Origin of the sequence: Mycobacterium pseudoshottsii JCM 15466 (assembly GCF_003584745.1) — a bacterium.
Taxonomy (GTDB): Bacteria; Actinomycetota; Actinomycetes; order Mycobacteriales; family Mycobacteriaceae; genus Mycobacterium; species Mycobacterium marinum.
The window spans coordinates 3,983,580-3,997,968 of sequence record NZ_AP018410.1 but is presented as its reverse complement, the minus strand read 5'-3'; the positions used below and the strand labels follow the sequence as shown (position 1 = coordinate 3,997,968).

The 14,389-nt window shown below is 64.8% G+C and carries 10 protein-coding genes and 1 pseudogene; 6 read left to right on the top strand and 5 right to left on the bottom strand.

Features of this window, described 5'->3' with window-relative positions; translation table 11 throughout:
- Positions 1-693: 693 nt before the first annotated feature.
- Complete coding sequence (locus MPSD_RS18235; RefSeq protein ID WP_232022584.1) at positions 694-2,157, top strand: tryptophan halogenase family protein; 1,464 nt, start codon at positions 694-696, stop codon at positions 2,155-2,157.
- Here the strand turns inward: MPSD_RS18235 and MPSD_RS18230 are convergent, their stop codons facing one another.
- On the bottom strand, positions 2,158-3,360 hold the full coding sequence (locus MPSD_RS18230) for an ISAs1-like element IS2404/ISMul1 family transposase (protein WP_420811928.1): 1,203 nt from the start codon (positions 3,358-3,360) through the stop codon (positions 2,158-2,160).
- A gap of 146 nt (positions 3,361-3,506) precedes the next feature.
- On the opposite strand from MPSD_RS18230, the gene MPSD_RS18220 reads away from it, so the two are divergent.
- Entirely contained in the window at positions 3,507-3,710 is a 204-nt protein-coding gene (locus MPSD_RS18220) for a hypothetical protein (protein WP_232022583.1), read from the top strand.
- Between the two features lie 49 nt (positions 3,711-3,759).
- On the opposite strand, the gene MPSD_RS18215 is transcribed toward MPSD_RS18220, so the two are convergent.
- On the bottom strand, positions 3,760-5,703 hold the full coding sequence (locus tag MPSD_RS18215; protein WP_020786817.1) for an acyl-CoA dehydrogenase family protein: 1,944 nt from the start codon (positions 5,701-5,703) through the stop codon (positions 3,760-3,762).
- A 125-nt stretch (positions 5,704-5,828) separates the two neighbouring features.
- On the opposite strand from MPSD_RS18215, the gene MPSD_RS18210 reads away from it, so the two are divergent.
- Positions 5,829-6,563: a VIT1/CCC1 transporter family protein gene (locus MPSD_RS18210; protein WP_012395253.1), complete on the top strand. Its 735-nt coding sequence runs from the start codon at positions 5,829-5,831 to the stop codon at positions 6,561-6,563.
- A complete protein-coding gene (locus MPSD_RS18205; protein ID WP_086085487.1) occupies positions 6,560-7,720 on the top strand; it encodes an esterase-like activity of phytase family protein in 1,161 nt (386 codons plus the stop codon). Before MPSD_RS18210 ends, MPSD_RS18205 begins: the two co-directional genes overlap by 4 nt.
- On the opposite strand, the pseudogene MPSD_RS18200 reads toward MPSD_RS18205, so the two are convergent.
- Both MPSD_RS18200 and MPSD_RS18195 read right to left on the bottom strand, forming a co-directional pair.
- Positions 7,693-10,220, bottom strand: a pseudogene (locus MPSD_RS18200) (ATP-binding cassette domain-containing protein). The gene MPSD_RS18205 and the pseudogene MPSD_RS18200 overlap by 28 nt on opposite strands.
- A gap of 151 nt (positions 10,221-10,371) precedes the next feature.
- Positions 10,372-10,848 carry a MarR family winged helix-turn-helix transcriptional regulator gene (locus MPSD_RS18195; RefSeq protein WP_012395250.1) on the bottom strand — a complete coding sequence of 159 codons (477 nt, stop codon included), beginning with the start codon at positions 10,846-10,848 and terminating at the stop codon, positions 10,372-10,374.
- 118 nt (positions 10,849-10,966) lie between these two features.
- Between MPSD_RS18195 and MPSD_RS18190 the strand changes: the two genes are divergently transcribed.
- Positions 10,967-13,039, top strand: a complete 2,073-nt coding sequence (locus tag MPSD_RS18190) for a DUF2232 domain-containing protein (RefSeq protein WP_084472556.1) — start codon at positions 10,967-10,969, stop codon at positions 13,037-13,039.
- Entirely contained in the window at positions 13,036-13,896 is an 861-nt protein-coding gene (locus MPSD_RS18185) for a CbiQ family ECF transporter T component (protein ID WP_086085486.1), read from the top strand. The genes MPSD_RS18190 and MPSD_RS18185 overlap by 4 nt, the downstream gene beginning before the upstream one ends.
- Here the strand turns inward: MPSD_RS18185 and MPSD_RS18180 are convergent.
- The gene (locus MPSD_RS18180; protein ID WP_012395248.1) at positions 13,893-14,345 is read right to left on the bottom strand and encodes an Rv2324 family transcriptional regulator; all 453 of its coding nucleotides are present in this window, start codon (positions 14,343-14,345) and stop codon (positions 13,893-13,895) included. The genes MPSD_RS18185 and MPSD_RS18180 overlap by 4 nt on opposite strands.
- Between the last annotated feature and the right edge of the window lie 44 nt (positions 14,346-14,389).

The following is a 14,389-nucleotide window of genomic DNA, read 5'->3' as shown; positions in this document are numbered from 1 at the left end:
GCTTGGCGCCGTCGTCCGCTGTCTCGTCCTGGACGGTAGCCGTCATCCGCGTGCTCTCGATTCGGTTGGCGCCGGCCGGTCGGCGGCTGTGTTAGACATGAATAGACACGTTAGCAACTGGTAAACAAAAATACTATTTAATTGGTTGACTTTACCGGAGATGCGGTCCTACTGTTGGGCGGCGTCTACTGGGCCCACAGTGAAAGTTCGCCATGCCAAGAGCGGGTTATCATCGATTCGCCATCTTGTCGGCCTCTATCCCTGAAGTGCGGCCGATGGTTAATAACATAGATAAGCTACATGTACCGGCTGGGATGGCTGAGTCGGCGGTCGCACGGCTCGACCGTAGTGCCACCCACGTCCTGGACTCGGCCCGCGGCACGGCCCTTGCTTCCCCCCGGGGTGTGCCTTGCCGCGGGCTGTCTCGAGTCCGGACGGCCAGCTAGCCGGCTTGGACGTCTGGCCGGGAGACGAAAAGGCCAAGATCAGTGGATGTTTCGCGGCGTCCAGCGGCGCCGCCAAAGTGTGGAAGTCGGTCCTTCCCACAGCAGCCGTATCGCTGCCGCCCCGTGATCGGGCTCGGGACTGCGTCGTTACCCGCACTGGCTGGAGCGACACGCCAGCAACGTCAGAGCACCCGGACCAGACCGCACCTATGCGATCGGCCGACCAATCGGAAAGGAATTGAAGTCTGTGGATGACAACCTGATCAAGAAGGTCGTAGTTCTCGGCGGTGGCACCGCGGGATGGATGACGGCTGCATATCTTGGGAAGGCGCTGCAGGGCAATGTAGAAATCACCGTCCTAGAGGCGCCCTCCGTTCCGCGTATCGGCGTCGGCGAGGCCACCGTCCCGAATTTGCAGCGGGTGGTGTTTGACTTCCTCGGCATCCCCGAGGACGAGTGGATGCGCGAGTGCAACGCCAGCTTCAAGACCGCGGTCAAGTTCATCAACTGGCGCACCCCGGGTGAGGGATCACCTGTTGCCCGTCACTGGCGGGGGAGGCCGGACCACTTCTACCACCCGTTCGGATTGCTGCCGTCCCCGCAGCACATTCCACTGTCGCACTTTTGGGCCCGCAATCAGCTAAAGGGTGGAACCTCCGAGCCTTTCGACTATGCGTGCTTCCGTGAGCCCGCGATCATGGACGCCATGAAGGCGCCTCGGTACCTGGAGGGGACTCAGGCCACCTACTACGCCTGGCACTTCGACGCGGCGCTGGTAGCGGACTTCTTGCGACGCTTCGCCACCAAGAACCTTGGTGTCGTGCACGTGCAGGAAAAGATGACCTTGGCTGAAAAGGACAGCAACGGGTACATCACCGCGCTTCGAACCGAGGAAGGTCGCCGACTCGATGGAGATCTGTTTGTCGACTGCTCGGGCTTTCGCGGATTGCTGATCAATGAAGCGATGAACGAGCCGTTCATCGATATGAACGACCACCTGCTGTGTGACAGTGCGGTCGCCACACCGATCCGGCATGACGATGCGGCCAACGGTATTGAGCCCTACACCTCGGCGATCGCAATGAAGTCCGGCTGGACGTGGCGCACGCCGTTGCTCGGTCGGTTCGGGTCGGGATATGTGTACTCCAGTCAATTCGCATCACAAGACGAGGCCATTCGCGACTTCTGCAACTTGTGGCAATTCGACCCGGAAGACACGCCGCTGAACAAGATTCGGTTCCGGGTGGGACGCAACCGCCGGTCGTGGGTGAAGAACGTGGTGAGCGTCGGCCTCTCCTCGTGCTTCCTGGAGCCGTTGGAGTCGACCGGAATCTTTTTGATCTACGCGGCCCTATACCAGTTGGCCAAGCACTTCCCGGACCGCCGCTTTGACCCGGTGCTCATCGATCGGTTCAACCGAAAGATCGATACCCTATTCGACGAGACCCGCGATTTCCCGCAGGCTCACTTCTACTTCTCGCCTCGCACCGATACCGAATTCTGGCGCGCCAACAAGGAACTCACGTTGACCGATTCCATCAAGGAGAAGGTTGCGATGTACAAGGCGGGCGTGCCGGTCAATCCGCCAATTGCCACGGAGTCGTCGTACTACTCGAACTTCGACGCGGAGTTCGAGAACTTCTGGACCAACGGCAGCTACTACTGCATTTTCGCCGGTCTGGGGGTGCTGCCAGGGCTCCGGCGTTGTTGATTAGCAGGCTTGTGAGCTGGGGAATTGTGGATTGAGGAGGTCTAGGCGGCGGTTGGCGGTCAAAGCGGTGATCCGGCAGGCTTCGGCGATGTTGTCGGCGCCGTTGAGGCGGTGCAGATTGATCGCGGTGTTGCGTAGCGTTGCTAGGACCTGTGCGCCGTTTCCGGTATGTGCCCTTTGACGGTCTTCGTCGAAGGTGACGTCGCGTATCCAGTGCAGGCTGTTCTCGATTCCCCAGTGTTGACGCATCCAGGTCATGATCGCGGTAGGGCGGGCGTGCTCGAACGGCAGGCTGCAGATGGCATAGACTACCTCCACGCTGCGCTGGTCGGTGGCGGTGATCAAGCGTTCACGAGTGATCCGGATGATTTGTTTTGCGTAGGGGAAGCCGATTCCTCGTGCAGCGGTGATGATTTGCAGGGTGCGGGTCTCGACACGGCCGTGGCCGCGGGAGTCGTCGGTAGCGGCTGTGGGCACCTCGGCCCAGGGCAGCGCGGTGATACGCGCAAGTATTTTGGCTTGGTTGGACTTGACGATCATCAGGTAGTGCGACTTCAAGGTGGCGCAGATCAACTTCGCGGTGACGACCTGGGTATGCATCGCATCCACGGTGACCAGCCACCGCAAGCTACCCGGCAGCAGCGTGAGCAGGGCGCGTACGCAGGGAATTTCATTGCTTTTCTCGGCGACAGCGAGTTGACCGAGCACCAATCGGGCACGGTGGGCGAACACCGACACGAGATGCGTGGCTGTCGCTTTGGCGCGTAAAGCACCACGCAGCATCTTGCCGTCCAACGCGATCGGCACCAATCCACTGGGGTCGCTGCTGGCCACGTGTGCAGTGAAGTAACTGCCCATCCTGGCGTTGAGGTCGGCGGGGTCTAGCCGAGACAAAACAGCGCGGAAGGTCTTCTCACTGGGCCGCCGGAACCGGACCCCTAATTGGGCCAACACATCATCGGGAGCGGTGGCCGCCCATGTGGCAAAACCAGCATAGCCGCGCATCCCCGCGGCAGTGGCCAGAACCGCGATCGCCAACAAAGCCATCAGCGAATACCTCCGACCGCGTGGGCCCCTCGGGTCTGGCACCGAGGCCAACACATCGAGAAACTCCGATCCGATGAGCTCGCTGCGCTCACCAGGACTCCAGCGGTCGAACACCTCTGGAACCGACGACACAGGCAATACTGAAACGGTAGGCACGGGCAACTCCAGACCAACGACGAACAGTAACCAACTCGATCGTTCTCCAGATAGCCCGTGCCTACACTCCGGCCCCAATAGCGCGGCACCAAAGATCATCAACCCAGCTCACAAGCCTGCTAATCAACAACGCCGGAGCCCTGGGGGTGCTGCCTGGTCACACACTGCCGGCGATCAACTACCAGTCGGAGGCTATCCACGAAGCGGATGCGCTGTTCCTCGATGTGAAGCAAAAGCAGCGGCATCTGGTTGAAACGTTGCCCTCCAACTACGAGTATCTGCTCAAGCTCCACGGCAAGGACATGGAGCCCAACGATCCGATGGAGCCAGAAGTCACGTTCGTCGCCTGAGTAGCCCGCTGGTCAACGACCAAATGGCCGGACGCTGAGCGGTCCGATCTCAGTCAGGAAGATTCTCGGGATGCAGCATCTCGGCGTAACGCAGGGGCTTCGGGATGCCGAAACCGTCCACCAGCGTCCTGGCGTGCGGGCGCAGCACCCGGCATCGATCGTTGATGCCCCGGGTGACTGCCTTGGCGCGTTCGGTCGAGAGGTACCGGTGCTCGATGTACCACGCCTTGTCTTCCTCGATTACCGACAACGCGTACAAGTCGCAGACGACCCCCAATAGCTCGCGGGCCTGCTTGTCGGTGCATGACTCGATGCCGGCGACGAAAGCCTCGAGAACCACCCGGTCGATATGGGCCTGCGCGGCATGGAGCACGTGGTCCTGGACCGCGTTGAAGGCATCAAACGCCGACATTTCGTTGGATTTGTTCTGCAGCCGCCGAGCCACCGAGGACAACAGATAGTCTTCGCGATCTTCGAACATCTTGACTTGGGTGCCGCGGTTGAACAGGCTGCCTTCTTCTTCGTTGTCCTGGCGGGCGTCGACGATGCGCTGCATGATCGCTTCGGCCGCGGTGCGCTTCATCACCCGGTCGCCGACCGCGTTGGCCGCGAAACGCACCCACTCGACCGGGCTCATACTGCGGATGTCGTCGGCGTACGCGGTGAGCAGCTCCTTGGCGACCAGTTGGGTCAGCACGTGGTTGTCGCCTTCGAACGTGGTGAACACGTCGGTGTCGGCCCGCAACGCGATCAGCCGATTCTCGGCCATGTAGCCGGCGCCGCCGCACGCTTCGCGCGCTTCCTGAATGGCACGGCTGGCGTGCCAGGTGTTGGCGGCCTTCAGGCCGGCGGCGCGAGCCTCCAGTTCGCGCTGCTCTTCGGCGTCGGGGGAGTCCGTTGTCTGCAGGTCATGACATTTCGACACCAGTTCGTTCTGTGCGAACTGCAGCGCATACGAACGCGCGATCAGCGGGAACAGCCTGCGCTGGTGCATCAGGTAGTCCATGATCAGCACTTCGGTGTCGTCGTCATCGGGTGCACTGAACTGCCTGCGCTGCAACGCATATCGGGTGGCAATGTCCAGCGCAACCCGAGCGGCCGCGGCCGCGCTGCCGCCAACGGTGACCCGGCCACGGATCAGCGTGCCGATCATGGTGAAGAACCTGCGGTTGGGATTGTCGATCGGCGAGCTGTAGGTGCCGTCGGTGGCCACGTCGCCGTACCTGTTCAGCAGGTTCACCCGGGGAATCCGAACGTGATCAAAGGTGATGCGGCCGTTGTCGACGCCCGGCAGCCCACCCTTGTAGTGGCAGTCCGAGGTCGTCACACCTGGCAGATCGTTGCCGTCCTCGTCGCGGATCGGAACCAAGAAACAGTGCACCCCGTGATTGGCTTGTTCGCCGTCGATCTGAGTGATCAGCTGCGCGAAAACCGCTGCTATGGTTGCGGTTTCGGCCGCGCCGCCGATGTAGTCCTTGCGGGCGGTAGGGGTCGGGGAGTCGATGATGAACTCCTCGGTATCGGCGTCGTAGGTCGCCGTGGTTTCCAGTGACTGGACATCGCTGCCGTGTCCGGTCTCGGTCATCGCGAAGCAGCCGCGCAGCTGCAGGTCAATGATCTTTGGGACGTACTGTTCGTGGTGGCGCTCGGTGCCCAGATTTTCGACCGCGCCGCCGAACAGTCCCCATTGGACGCCCGCCTTGACCATCAGCGACAGGTCCGACATCGCCAGCATCTCGATCATGGTGATGGCCGCACCCACATTGCCGGTGCCGCCATGTTCTTTGCGGAAGCTGTCCTCGGCCGCTCCCGCCCCGGCCATGAATTTCATCTGTTCGGCAACCTTGGCGCGCGCGATGACGGTGTTCGGTGTGTAGTGCGGCCGGAATATCTCCAGGGTCAGTTGCTGCCGCATCTCGTTTTTCACGTCGCGGAACCGGCCGTCGAGGGCGTCGCGCAGATGTTTGGCTGTGTTGGTCATGTCCGGCGCCATACCCGAACCGTAGCTCGCTAAACCGGGGTGTGTGAGACACCAGCGTCTCGGGTTTGGCCCATCGGAGGCCGTCGGGGGCCCATCCTGACCGATCAGCGGAGGCTGAGGTGGGTTTAGATATTGCGATGTCGACCCCAGAACCAACCGATTCCAATCACAACCCCGAATCGGCTCTCGACGTTGGGCACGCGCACTCCGATGTGAGCGGAGGCTGGTTGCGAGCCGCGGCTTTCGGCGCGATGGATGGTCTGGTCAGCAATACCAGCCTGATCGCCGGTGTCGCGGCGGCCGAGAGCGTTCACGCCACGATCGTCAGTGGCATCGCCGGATTGTTGGCGGGCGCGTTCTCCATGGCACTGGGGGAATTCACCTCGGTGACCACGGCCAACGAACAGATCGACTCCGAGGTGCATGTGGAACGTCGCGCGTTGCGTGCCCGTCCGCAAGCAGAACGGGCCGAGCTGGTCGCGATGTTGGTGGACATGGGGATGACCGAAAAGACCGCCCAGACCGCCACCGACGAGATCCATCGCGACGAGAACCGGGCGGTCAACTTCCATATGGTCGGAGAAATCGGTGTGCACCCGGCCGAGAAGCCATCCGCATCGGCGGCCGCGATCTCGTCTTTCGCGATGTTCGCCATCGGTGCGGTCATGCCGTTGATTCCCTACTTGCTGGGATTCGGCTCGTTGTCGGCTGGGTTGATTTTCGGTGGAGCCGGCCTGTTGATCGCCGGTGGTGTGACCGCGAGGTTCACCCGTAAAGCGATTTGGTGGAGCGCTTTTCGGCAATTGCTATTCGGCTCGGTCGCGGTCGCCGCGACCTATCTGGTTGGGCTGCTTATCGCTTCGGTGATGTGAAACCGTTTCTCGGCCGGCTGCTGGCCTGCTTGCTAGTGGGGTGCGTGTTGTGCCCCGCGGTCTTCGGTTGCGCCCCGACACATCAGCGGGGCGGGGTGCGCACCCCAGCTGCGTTGCTGAGCTATCTCGGCCAGGCGCAGATCCCGTTCGGAGCCAGCGTCGATGGCGCCGTGATCGGCGGACTCTCGGGCATCAGTTACGACGCCGACCGTCAGGTCTACTACGTGATCAGCGATGATCGTTCCGACCGGGGACCCGGCCGGTTCTTCACAATGCGGCTGGCGCTGTCGGACATCGGCGTCAGCGACATCACCGTCACCGGTGCGTATTCCTTGCTGGACCGCGACGGTAAGCCGTTCGGGCCGCTGAATCGCAGCAGCACGCCACCGGTGATTTCCCCTGATCTGGAAGGCATCGCCGTGGACACCGCCCGGCGGCGACTGTATTGGAGCTCCGAAGGTGAGCGACTCACCGATCGGCAATCGGGGCTGTTGGACCCGTGGATCCGGATAGCGGATCTGGACGGCCGATATCTGGGACAGTTCACCTTGCCGCCGAATCTGGCGGTGTCCGCCCAACGCACCGGGCCGCGCAACAATCAGGCGCTCGAGGGTCTGGCGCTGACACCCGACGGTCGGTCGCTGTACGCCGCGATGGAAGAACCGGGTTTGCAGGACGAGCCGCCGGCCAACACCGGCCGCCAAGTGCTGACGCGTTTCACCAAATTCGACGTGGAGACGGCCGCGCCCAGCGCCCAGTACGCCTACCCCATGGAGCCGGCTGCATCGCCCGCGGTCCGCAACGGCGTCTCAGATCTGGTCGCCCTGTCGGATACGACGTTCTTGGTGGTGGAACGAACGGCGACGGTGCCTCCGGTCATCCGCATCTTCCGCGCCGAGATCGGTGCCGCGACGGACGTGCTGTCGATGCCAACGACTCACGGGACGCCGTTGACCCCGATGCGCAAGACGCTGGCCGCCGACCTGCCCGCCCTGGCCGGCACGGCGGCGGCCGCGGCATTGTCACCGCTGAACAACATCGAAGGAATCACGCTGGGACCGAAATTGGCGGACGGCCGTCAATCGGTGGTGCTGGTGAGTGACAACGACTTCTCACCCGCCAAGGTCACTCAACTCCTGCTGTGGGCGATGCCGTGATCTGCCGGGACGCCGGGAGCCCGTAGCCGGTAGCGGGCAAGTCCGGCTGCCACGACACCGAAGGTGACCAGCATGCCGATGTCGAAGGCCCACCAGCCCGCATAGTGCGCCCACACTTCATTGTGGGTGGCAAGCACGTCGACGCGGTGCAGATCAACCGTGGATGCGGTCGCCGCAAATCCCCAGTGGGCGGGGACAAACCACGCGATCTGGTCGAATCCCCAGGTTCCCACCAGCGGCACCAGGCCGCCGGCAAATAGTAAGGACGCCAGGATCACCGGTACCACCAGCGGCAAGACCTCGCGCAGCGAGCTGCCCAACGTCGAGAGCGTCAGCCCGATGATGGCGGACACGATGGTCGTGGCCGCCACGCTGGCATAGATCTCGACACCGGGGTTGGGGAGCAGCGCCGCGCCGTGCACCGGCTGGCCTTTGATGAGCAGAACGATGGCGGTGAGGATCGCGGCCTGAACGGCCGCGACCAGGCCGAACATGATGATCTTCCCGATCAGGTAGGCCGAAGCTGATAGCCCAACGGCCTGTTCACGGCGGAAAATCTGGCGCTCGCTGACCAGATCGCGAACGGTCAGGGCGGTGCCCATGAGCACCGCGGCGAAGTTGAGGGCCGCCAGGATCTCGACGGCTTCGTGGGGGTTGCCGCTGCCCGGGGGCGGTCTATCCAAGCCGGAATCGCCGGGAATCAGTAACGTCAGGGCACCCAACGCAAATGGCAGCAGCGCCAGGAAAACGAAGTACAGCCGGCTGGCGAGGAAAACCCGCACCTGGCGGCGAAGTATCAGGCGGACTTGCGCGCCGAAGGTGAGTTCGGCGGGGCGCCGTTCGGGTTCGAGCACCGACGGTGGTGTCGGTGACACCGACGCGCGTAGCCGGTTCTGAAACGATTGATGCGCGGCCTGCGGATCGGCACTGACCCGCGCGAAGATGTCCGGCCAGCTGGCGGTGCCCATCGTCGATTCGATCTGGACGGGAGGCCCGGCGAACGCCAAGGTCCCGGCCGGGGTAAGCAGCAGCACCTGGTCACACATGTTCAGGTGGGCCAGCGGCATGGATGCGACCACGACGACGCACCCGAGATCGGCCTGGCGGCGCAGCATGGCCAGCACATGCATCTCCTGCGCCGGGTTCAGCCCGGCGCTCGGTTCGTCGACCACCAGCAACGACGGTCGGGTGATGAGTTCGATTGCTATCGCCGCGCACCGTCGCTCGTCGGGTGTCAGTTTGGCCACCCGGGTGGCGCGTTGCGCGGTCAACTCGACTTCGTCGAGAACCTGGTTCACCACGCGCCGGCGATTGTCGGCCGAGGTGTCTGGTGGCAGCCGCATCCTGGCGGCATAACTCAGTGCCTGTTCGACGGTCAGCCGCGGGTGTACCCGGTTGTCCCGCGTTACCACCCCAATGCGCGACCGCATCGATTCCGGTTCGGCCGCGACGTCGTGACCATCGACGGTCAGGACACCGTCGCTGAGCGGTCGGGTGCGGGCCAGTAGCCCGGCCAGGCTGGAGTTGCGGGCTCGCGACGGGCCGACCACGGCGATCAACGAGCCTGGGCGCGTCGTGAATGAGACGTCCGAGATCAGCTCGTGCCCGTCGACGGTGAGCCCCAATTGATATGCCGCCGCGCCGATCGTGCGTGCGCCGGGCTTGAGCGGCAATCGGTTGGTCGACGGCAACTCGCCGGTGCCGGTGCCGGTGCTGGAACCGGAGTCGGAGTCGGAGGCGGAGGCGGAGGCGGAGTCGGTTTCGGCACGGCCGGGCAGCAGCTTGCGGGTGGCGTCGATCATCCGCTCCACCAGGCCCCGGCTCTTGGGCTGTTCCTCGCCCTCGGACGCAGCTGGTGCCGACGCCGCGGGTAACTCGGGGGTCGGCGGCGTCGGAGAGGACTGTGATGGCGGACGCGGTGGTGATGGCGGTGCTGGTGGGTGCGGTGGCATCGGGGGAGGGGCCGCGGGTGCGCCCAGGGGTGCCAACCGGATTGGCCGGGTCGCCCGCTCGAACGTCGACGGTGCCGGCGGTGGCGTGGCGATTCGTTGGGTCGCCGATGCGGTGGGAAGTTGCTGGGTGACCGACTCCGTCGGTTTGCCCGGGGGACGGGCTGCGGCGGGGCGGGCTCGGCCCGGGCGGGACGCGGCGGCGGATGCCCCGGGCCTCGTGGCGGATCGGCAGGTAGCGATCGCGCTCCGGCGGCAGCGGTGACCTGGAAGCGCAGCGGCGTTCCATGGTGGGGATCGCCGACGGTGATCGTGAGGCCGTCACGGATGTCGACGGTCGCCAACCGCGCTCCGTCAACGAACATGCCGTTGCGGCTTTGATCGATGGCCACCCAACGATTGCCGGCGAATCGCAGTGCCAGTTCCGGGGTTGGCCGGTCAAAGGTGTCAAAGGGTGCCGGGCCATCCAGGCGGATATCGAACTTGTTCCCGTAACCCACCAATGCGTCGCGGCCCGGAGCAAAGACGTAGCGCATCGATCCGAGCCACACGGTCAGAGGGAAACCGTTCGGTATCAAGATGCCTCGGTCCGCATGCCCGCCACCTTCCGTCACCGATCGCGTCCAGCTCCCCGGCCAACCGGTCTGGAACTAAGTGTGTACCCGCTGGACGGGTCTATCCATCCAGGATGCACCGCGTCGGTCAGAGGGTGTTGCGGCCTGGCGTGGCGGCCGCATTGTCCAGCAGGCGGCGCAGCACCTCGACCGCATCCGCGAGCACCTGGCGGTCCGACGGCTCGAGCCGGGCCAGCTGCGGTTCGATAGCGGCGGCCCGGTCGGTTCGCACCGCGCTCAATGTGCGCATTCCCTCTGGCGTAATACGAATCCGGACGGCGCGGGCGTCGCCCGGGTCGACGGTTCGGGTCACCATTCCGGCGTCTTCGAGCCGACGCACCTGAGTGGTCATCGTGGGCTGCGAGCAGTGGTCGACAGCGGCCAGGTCGCCGATGCGGGCTTCGCCCTGGGCCTCGATGGTCGCGAGCAGCCGTGCCTGAGCGGAGGGCAGCGGCATCTGGATGCGCTGCGTTGCCAGCCGATTCAGCCGCGCGACGACGGCCAGCAGATCTGCTCCAAGGCCGTGCGCAACCTGGGCTTGGTTGGCTGTGGCTGATGAGGTCATGTTCCTATCGTTTCATAGCTTTGCTAAGTGCCGCTAATCGTGGGGCCCATCACATCAAACCAGCGTATGGCGGTGTGCTGCGGCGCCCCGCCGGCCCGAGGCTGGCAGAATCGATGAAATGACCGCGTCAGCCCCGCTTGCGCCGCCCCACCGAGGCGGGCCGCTCCGGCCGGGCGAATTGGCGCAGGCCTCGGTGATGGCCGCGCTATGCGCGGTGACCGCGATCATTTCTGTCGTCGTTCCGTTTGCCGCCGGACTGGCGTTGCTGGGCACCGTCCCCACCGGATTGCTGGCCTACCGCTACCGCTTGCGGGTGCTGGTTGCGGCCACGGTCGCCGCGGGGTTGATCGCTTTTCTGATCGCCGGACTGGGCGGATTCATGGGGGTGGTGCACAGCGCCTACATCGGTGGCCTGACCGGAATCGTGAAACGCAAGGGGCGCGGCACACCGACGGTGATCGTCTCGTCCCTGATCGCCGGATTGGCGTTCGGCTCGGCCATGGTTGGCATGTTGGCGGCGCTGACGCGGTTGCGGCACCTGATTTTCAAGGTGATGACCGCCAACGTGGAGGGGCTCTCCTCGTTCATGGCGCGGATGGGCATGGAGGGCGCCGCCGAGGATCTGAAGCGCCACTTCGCCGAGGGTCTGCATTATTGGCCGTGGGTGCTGCTCGGCTACTTCACCGTCGCGATCATGGTGGTCTCGCTGATCGGGTGGTGGGCGCTGTCGCGCCTGCTGGAGCGGATGCGCGGAATCCCCGATGTGCACAAGTTGGACGCACCCGTGGACGGCGAAGCGACCTCGATCGAGCCGGTCCCGGTGCGGCTGGACAAGGTGCGCTTCCGCTATCCCGGTGCCGGACAAGATGCGCTGCGTGAGGTCAGCCTCGACGTTCGCGTCGGCGAACACATCGCGATCACCGGGGCCAATGGTTCCGGGAAGACCACGCTGATGCTGATCCTGGCGGGGCGGGAGCCGACCTCGGGCACTGTGGAGCGGCCGGGCGCGGTGGGTCTGGGCAAGCTCGGCGGCACGGCGGTGGTACTGCAGCATCCGGAAAGTCAGGTGCTGGGTACCCGGGTGGCCGACGACGTGGTGTGGGGTCTGCCGCCGGGCACCAAGATCGATGTCGACCAGCAACTTGCGGAGGTGGGCCTAGAGGGGCTCGCGGAACGCGAGACCGGCAATCTGTCCGGCGGTGAACTGCAGCGACTGGCATTGGCGGCGGCGCTGGCCAGGGAGCCGGCGATGCTGATCGCCGATGAGGTCACCACCATGGTCGACCAGCAAGGCCGCGAAGCGCTGCTGCGGGTGCTGTCCGGTCTGACGAAACGGCACCGCACCGCCCTGGTGCACATCACGCACTACAACAACGAGGCCGACTCCGCCGACCGCACGGTCGACTTGAGCGAATCGCCGGATAACGCCGAGATGGTCGAGACCGCGCCGGTGCCCGCGCCGGCTGTGGCGGTGAGCGTCGGAGTGCAGCGGCCGGCGCTCGAACTCATCGGCGTCGGCCACGAGTACAACATCGGCACCCCGTGGGCCAAGACCGCGCTGCGCGATCTCAACTTTGTGGTGGAGCAGGGCGACGGCGTGCTGATCCATGGCGGTAACGGCTCTGGCAAGTCGACGCTGGCTTGGGTGATGGCCGGGCTGGCCGTCCCCACCACCGGCGCCTGCCTGCTGGATGGTCGGCCCACCCACGAGCAGGTGGGTGCGGTCGCGTTGTCGTTCCAGGCGGCGCGCCTGCAGCTGATGCGTAGCCGGGTCGATCTGGAAGTCGCTTCGGCGGCCGGCTTCTCGGCCCGCGACGAGGACCGGGTGGCCGCGGCGCTGAGCGTGGTTGGGCTCGATCCCACACTGGCCAAGCGCAGCATTGATCAGCTCAGTGGCGGGCAGATGCGCCGTGTGGTGCTGGCCGGACTTCTGGCGTGCTCGCCGCGGGCGTTGATCCTTGATGAGCCGCTGGCCGGGCTGGACGCCACCAGCCAGCGTGGATTGCTGCGCCTGCTGGAAGACCTGCGCCGGGAACAGGGTCTGACGGTGGTGGTTATTTCGCACGACTTCGCCGGCATGGACGAGCTTTGCCCGCGGACGTTGCATCTGAACAACGGTGTCATGGAACCGGTCTCGACGACCGCCGCCGGAGGACTTGGGGGCCGAACAGGGGCAGGGGGCAAGCCATGACTGTTTCGTCGCCGAGCGCCTCGGCTACCCCAGAACGTGGCTCCCGGCGCGCCGCGCGACCGGTGGTATTGCTGGTGCCGGTGCCGCGCGGGTCTGCCATCCACGACCTGTGGGCCGGCGCCAAGCTGCTGGTGGTTTTCGCGATCTCGGTGCTGCTGACGTTTTATCCGGGATGGGTCACCATCGGGTTGATGGCGGCGCTGGTGCTGGTGGCGGCCTGGATCGCGCACATTCCTCGCGGTGCGGTGCCATCGATGCCGCGCTGGCTTTTTGTCGTCCTCGCGTTTGGTGGGCTGACGGCTGCGTTGGCCGGCGGTGATCCGATGGTCTCGGTGGGCGGTGTCGAGCTCGGTCTGGGCGGAGCGTTGAATTTCTTGCGGATCACCGCGCTGTCGATCGTGCTGCTCGCGTTGGGGGCGATGGTTTCCTGGACCACCAATGTCGCCGAAATCGGGCCCGCGGTCGCGACTTTGGGCCGGCCCCTGCGGCTGCTGCGGATCCCGGTTGACGAATGGGCGGTGGTTCTGGCGCTGGCGCTGCGCGCTTTTCCGATGCTCATCGACGAATTTCAGGTGCTCTACGCTGCCCGCCGGCTGAGGCCCAGACCGATGCCGGTGACGCGCAAGGCGCGCCGGCAGCGGCGCGGGATGGAAGTGATCGACCTGCTGGCGGCGGCGATCACCGTGACGTTGCGCCGGGCGGACGAGATGGGCGACGCGATCACCGCGCGCGGTGGCACCGGTCAGCTGTCGGCGAACCCCACGCGGCCGAAACTGGGGGACTGGGTGACACTGGCGATCACGGCCGCAACCAGCGGTGCCGCAGTGGTCATCGAGACGATGCTGCACGCCGCTTAGGGCTGGGGCCTCATCCGGTCGATCAGGTTCGACAGCACGACGACGCTTTCGCTGCGTTCGATGTCGGCACTCGATCTGATGCGTTCGAGCGCGGTCTCGAGGTGGCCCATGTCGCGGGCCAGTACGTGCAGGATGGCATCCGACGTGCCGGTCACGGTGGCCGCGCTGACCACCTCGTGGATATCTATCCACGCCGCCTGCAGCTGATCGGGCGCAATCCTGCCGTGGCAGAACACCTGGACATAAGCCTCGGTATGCCAGCCGAGCGCGTTGCGATCGACGATGGTGGTGAAGCCCTTGATCACGCCGTTGTCGATCATCCGGTCGACCCGGCGTTTCACCGCCGGTGCGGACAGATTCACCTTCTGTCCGATCTCGGCGAAAGTGGCCCGGGCATGGTCGGTCAGCTCGACCAGAATGCGGTCGTCGGTGTCGTCCAGGTGATCCATGTCACCCCTCTCGTCTCGGCGCGCAACAGATCGCTATACATGGG

What these genes read in the sequence shown, in the direction of transcription:
- MPSD_RS18185 (WP_086085486.1), top strand. Translation starts at nt 13,036, where the DNA reads ATGACTGTTTCGTCGCCGAGCGCCTCGGCTACCCCAGAACGTGGCTCC.
- MPSD_RS18210 (WP_012395253.1), top strand. Translation starts at nt 5,829, where the DNA reads ATGTCGACCCCAGAACCAACCGATTCCAATCACAACCCCGAATCGGCT.
- MPSD_RS18180 (WP_012395248.1), bottom strand. Translation starts at nt 14,345, where the DNA reads ATGGATCACCTGGACGACACCGACGACCGCATTCTGGTCGAGCTGACC.
- MPSD_RS18195 (WP_012395250.1), bottom strand. Translation starts at nt 10,848, where the DNA reads ATGACCTCATCAGCCACAGCCAACCAAGCCCAGGTTGCGCACGGCCTT.
- MPSD_RS18215 (WP_020786817.1), bottom strand. Translation starts at nt 5,703, where the DNA reads ATGGCGCCGGACATGACCAACACAGCCAAACATCTGCGCGACGCCCTC.
- MPSD_RS18190 (WP_084472556.1), top strand. Translation starts at nt 10,967, where the DNA reads ATGACCGCGTCAGCCCCGCTTGCGCCGCCCCACCGAGGCGGGCCGCTC.